The organism is Caballeronia arationis (genome assembly GCF_001544975.2).
Lineage (GTDB): Bacteria > Pseudomonadota > Gammaproteobacteria > Burkholderiales > Burkholderiaceae > Caballeronia > Caballeronia arationis.
Genome location: NZ_FCOG02000267.1, coordinates 1 through 4,574, shown reverse-complemented (window position 1 = coordinate 4,574; position 4,574 = coordinate 1). Strand labels below are relative to the sequence as shown.

The window sequence follows — 4,574 nt, the reverse complement described above, 5'->3', positions numbered from 1 at the left end:
AATTGCGCTCGCTGTTGCAGCCGGCGGAAATCACCCGCGCGACGCTGCCGCCCTCGCTCGCCGACAGCTTCGTGACGCGGGACGGCCAGGCGCTCGTCGCGATATCTCCGAAGGTGCCGCAAGGCGTCGACCAGAACGACGACCGCATGCTCGCCCGCTTCGCCGACGCGGTCCAGAAAGCCGAGCCGGACGCCATCGGCGGGCCGATCTCAATCCGCCATTCGGCCGAAACGATCATCAAGGCGTTCCAGCAGGCGGCGGGGCTTTCGCTGTTCGCGATCGCGGTGCTGTTGTGGATCACGCTGCGTCGTCTCGGCGACGTTTTAAGAACTTTGATACCTTTGCTCGTTTCCGCCGTCGTCACGCTGGAACTGTGCGTTGTCTTCGACATGCCGCTCAACTTCGCGAATATCATCGCGTTGCCGTTGATGCTCGGGGTCGGCGTGGCGTTCAAGATCTATTTCGTGATGGCGTGGCGCTCCGGCCAGACCCGTCTGTTGCAGTCGAGCCTCACGCACGCCGTGATGTTCAGCGCGGCGACGACGGCGACCGCCTTCGGCAGCCTGTGGTTTTCGCATCATCCGGGCACGTCGAGCATGGGACGGCTGCTCGCGCTGTCGCTGTTCTGCACGCTGATCGGCGCAGTGATGTTCCAGCCGGTCCTGATGGGCAAGCCGCGCAAGGTGCGCGCGACGGAGCGCGCGCGTCTGCGGGCCGCCCGACGACACGATAACTTAAGAGGAATTGAAGAATGAGAAGGGCTTTGGCTGCCGGGACGGTCCGGACGCTCGCGGTGAGCGTCGCCATTGCGGGTGTTCTGGCAACTGCCGGGTGTGCAACCGGCGCGGACCGCCATCCCGGCGATCCGCTCGAACCGATGAACCGCGCGATCTTCGGCTTCAACGACGGCGTCGACAAATACATCGCGCGTCCGGTCGCGCAGGCCTACGTGAACGTCACGCCGAGCCCGTTGCGCACGGCGGTGAGCAACTTCTTTTCGAATCTCGGCGACATCGGCAACTTCGCGAACAACCTGCTGCAGTTGAACATCACCGACGCCACGCAGGATTTCGTGCGTTTCGCGTTCAATTCGACGTTTGGCCTCGGCGGCCTGATCGACATCGCATCGGCGACCGGGCTGCCGAAGCACCACCAGGACTTCGGGCTGACGCTCGGGCACTATGGCGTGCCGTCTGGGCCCTACCTCGTGCTGCCGATATTCGGGCCGAGTTCGTTCCGCGATGCGACGAACTGGCTCGTCGCCTTCCGGCTCGATCCGATCACGTACTTGGACCCGCTTCCGCGCAATCTGCTGTTCGGCTTGAACTTCGTGAGCGCGCGGGCGGACCTGATCGGCGCGACCGATATCCTGTCGCAGGCGGCGCTCGACAAATACGCGTTCGTCCGCGACGCGTACACGCAACGCCGGCTGTACCTGCTGACGGGCGGCGGCAACTCGACCCTGCCCGATTACGGCGACGACACGGGAGCCGCAGCGCCGGAAGGCGCAAGCGCGACGGCAGCGCCGGGCGAACCGGGTGCATCGGGCGGCGGCAGCAAGGCGCAAGGCCTGCCGACCTATGACGATCCGGGTGCTGCGGCACCTTCGAAGAAGCCTTCATCGGGCTCGAGTTCGGGCAGCGGCGCGGACGTGCCGCAATACGAAGATCCGGGCGCGGCTCCGGCTGCGAAATAACACCGCGCTGATTCGAAGAGAAAGCAAAGGCCCGACTGGCGAGACACCAGTCGGGCCTTTTGCGTTGTGAGTCGGGGAGGATCAGGGGATCACTTCGGCCGTCTTGCCAGATGCGCAGCTACGAGGCCTGGGAACGCTGTCGCCAGACAGGCTAAACGCATGAATTCAACCGCTCAGCCTGCGATACGCGCTGAGGTGCCTCACCAGTCCCTGCTTGTCGCCACGTATTTCGCTCAGTCGAGCAAGGTTGAAATGTGCGTCGGCATGACTTGCGTCCAGTTCCAGGCAACGCTCGTATGCCTGCGCCGCTGCGTCGTATCGCTTGAGTTCCTCGAGCACGACCGCACGATTGAAATGAAGCAGCGCGTCTCGCGGGAAATGCTCAAGCGCCCGCTCGAAAACAGTCAGGGCGTCTTCGCACCGGGTCTCGGCTTCACAAAGCAGCACGCCGAGATTGGTATATGCACTGTAGTGCGGCGTCGGAGCCAACTCGAGCACCTTGCGGTACGCCTGCTCCGCACCAACGACGTCGGTGCCTGTGAGTTGTTCTGCCAGAGCAAACCACTCGGCCGCTTGTTGCTCGCGATTTTTCAGATTGCGCGGCGTCGAATCAAGGAACGTGACGTCGCCTTTGATCGGTGCGACCTCGAAGTCGAGCAAAAGCTGGCCCGAATCGGCATCCCATTGCGACGGTCCTGTCGTGACCGCAACGCGGTCGCCAACTGCCGTAATTCGGATTCCCGAGAGAGGAAGCTCGTCCGGCAATTGTGATTTGAGCCTGGAGAGCGCTCGCAGAATCTTGCGAGACGAGATTTTCGCCGCCTGCAACTGAAAGGCGGTGCGCAATACGACCACGTCCTGAAAGGTAAAACGCAGCTCGTTGCGTCGGCCACGCGTTGGCTGAACGAACCCTGCGTCCATCAAGCCGGTCAGAACGCTTCTCGATACCCCGAGCAGCGACTGAAGACTGCGCAGTGAGTAATCCTGCGAGCTGTTACGACCTGTCACTTGCGAGCCCGAACCTTTACTGACGGCGCTTCCTCAACCTTGGGTGCAGCACGCTTCGCCGGCCGCCTCGGCTTCGCTGCCAGCACCTCCTCATCAGCCGGCACTGCCTTGGCGACGGGAGCTTTCACCACCGGAGCCTTCTTGGGTTTCGTTTTGGTGAGGCTCGCCCGCAGCGCTTCCATCAGGTCGATGACCTGTCCGCCGGGCTCGAGCGCAGACGCTTCGGGCGACACAATCTGCTTGCCCGCAATTTTCTCGTCGATGGCCTTCAGGATTCGCTTCTTCTCTTCGTCTTCGTATGCCGACGGGTCATACCTGTCTTCCGAAACCTGGTCGATGATCTGCAACGCGAGCTGGAGCTCTTTGTCGGTGACGGGTTCTTCCTCGATGTGCAAATCCTTCAATGCGCGAACCTCGTCTGCGAATAAAAGCTGCTGGAACACCATGCCGTCGTCTGCGGGCCGCACCTGCACGATGCGAGTCTTGCCTTTGTACGACCATTTCGCCAGCGCGCACCGTTGGCTTTCGTGCATAGCCTGCCTCAGGAGGCTGTAGGGCTTGCCTCCCCGCTTGTCCGGTGCGATGAAATAAGCCTTGTCGTAGTAGAGCGGGTCAATTGATTTCTCCGGCACAAAGGAGACAATTTCGACCACATGAGTGGCACCTTCCTCCAACGCCTTCAGTTCATCCGGCGTGAAAACGACGAACTGCCCCTTCTCAAACTCGTAGCCTTTCTTCATGTCGGCGCGTGCCACGACCTCGCCGCTCGCCTCCGATACGTACTGCTGCTTCACCCGCCCACCGTCCGGCGACAGGAAATTGAAGCCCACCCCTGAGGCACTCTCGGTAGCCGAGTAGAGTTTGACGGGGATGGAAACCAGTCCGAAGGACAGGGACAAGGATGCGATAGAGCGCGCTGCCATGGACTCCTCCTCGTGGCCGACGGCGGAGAGTTCGCCCGGCTTCAACTCACGGCTGGACAACCGTCAGACGTACGTTAGCGGCCCGAGTGGCGGCGGTGAAAAGTCGGGGGGTCGGCCGATACCCCTCCCGTTCGTAAGCTTAGCACCGGAAAACCGCTTCGTGGACAGGGTGGGAAACGGACTTCCGCCTTTGTACCTCGGCAAAGCCAGCGGGTTCCCAAGAGCGCGTCGCGAGGAGTAGCGCGATGCCGCGCTTCACAGCGAGCGGTGCTTTCGAGGATGCCTCATGAAGTGCCGCAAGCCGCGCTTTCAAGCGCTCCAGTTCCGCGTGAAGTTGCTGACGACCGGAGTGCCGGACTGCCCGGCCACCGTAGTTAAAATTTGGACCAGCGATTAAATGGCCATGCCGCCCGATACTTCGATCCGCTGCGCGTTGACCCAACGATTGTCCTCGGACAACAGCGATGCAATCATCGGTCCGATGTCGTCCGGCAGTCCAGCTCTGCCGAGTGCAGTCATGTCAGCGACGCGTTTGTTGAGTTCCGGATTGTCGCGAACGATACCACCGCTGAAATCGGTCTGAATCGCTCCCGGCGCAACGACGTTGACAGCAATCCTCCGAGGTGCGAACTCTTTGGCCATGTACTTCGCGAGCACCTCGACCGCTCCCTTCAGGGAGCCGTAGGCGCCGCTCTCCGGTACGATGATTCGAGTCAGACCGGAGGAGATGTTGACGATTCGCCCACCGTCTTTAATGAGCGGCAGCAGCTTCTGCGTCAGAAAGAAAACGCCTTTGAAGTGGACGCGATAGAGTGCATCCAGCTCTGCCTCTGTCGTCTGCTCGATGCTGTTGTGATGCGACGTTCCGGCTGTACCGGCTCGGATTGTCTGTTGGAGTAGGAATGACAGTCGCCTATCACCCCCTCCGCAGATCCGTACGTGCGCTC

Annotated in this window: 5 protein-coding genes; 2 read left to right on the top strand and 3 right to left on the bottom strand. The window is 61.7% G+C overall.

What is annotated here, in order from left to right; genetic code table 11:
• Window positions 1–755 (top strand): MMPL family transporter (locus tag AWB81_RS40650; protein WP_159939021.1); only part of this gene is annotated, 755 nt, incomplete at its 5' end.
• Window positions 752–1,696, top strand: a complete 945-nt coding sequence (locus tag AWB81_RS40645; protein WP_062644045.1) for an MlaA family lipoprotein — start codon at window positions 752–754, stop codon at window positions 1,694–1,696. The genes AWB81_RS40650 and AWB81_RS40645, both read left to right, overlap by 4 nt.
• Before the next feature lie 165 nt (window positions 1,697–1,861).
• Here the strand turns inward: AWB81_RS40645 and AWB81_RS40640 are convergent, their stop codons facing one another.
• The 3 genes from AWB81_RS40640 to AWB81_RS40625 form a co-directional block, all read right to left on the bottom strand.
• Entirely contained in the window at window positions 1,862–2,704 is an 843-nt protein-coding gene (locus AWB81_RS40640) for a tetratricopeptide repeat protein (RefSeq protein ID WP_062644043.1), read from the bottom strand.
• Window positions 2,701–3,627 carry a non-homologous end joining protein Ku gene (gene ku, locus AWB81_RS40635; protein WP_062644041.1) on the bottom strand — a complete coding sequence of 309 codons (927 nt, stop codon included), beginning with the start codon at window positions 3,625–3,627 and terminating at the stop codon, window positions 2,701–2,703. Before ku ends, AWB81_RS40640 begins: the two co-directional genes overlap by 4 nt.
• A 393-nt stretch (window positions 3,628–4,020) precedes the next feature.
• A partial coding sequence (locus tag AWB81_RS40625) for an SDR family NAD(P)-dependent oxidoreductase (protein WP_144444341.1) occupies window positions 4,021–4,574 on the bottom strand: 554 nt, incomplete at its 5' end.

What these genes read in the sequence shown, in the direction of transcription:
- AWB81_RS40645 (WP_062644045.1), top strand. Translation starts at nt 752, where the DNA reads ATGAGAAGGGCTTTGGCTGCCGGGACGGTCCGGACGCTCGCGGTGAGC.
- ku (WP_062644041.1), bottom strand. Translation starts at nt 3,627, where the DNA reads ATGGCAGCGCGCTCTATCGCATCCTTGTCCCTGTCCTTCGGACTGGTT.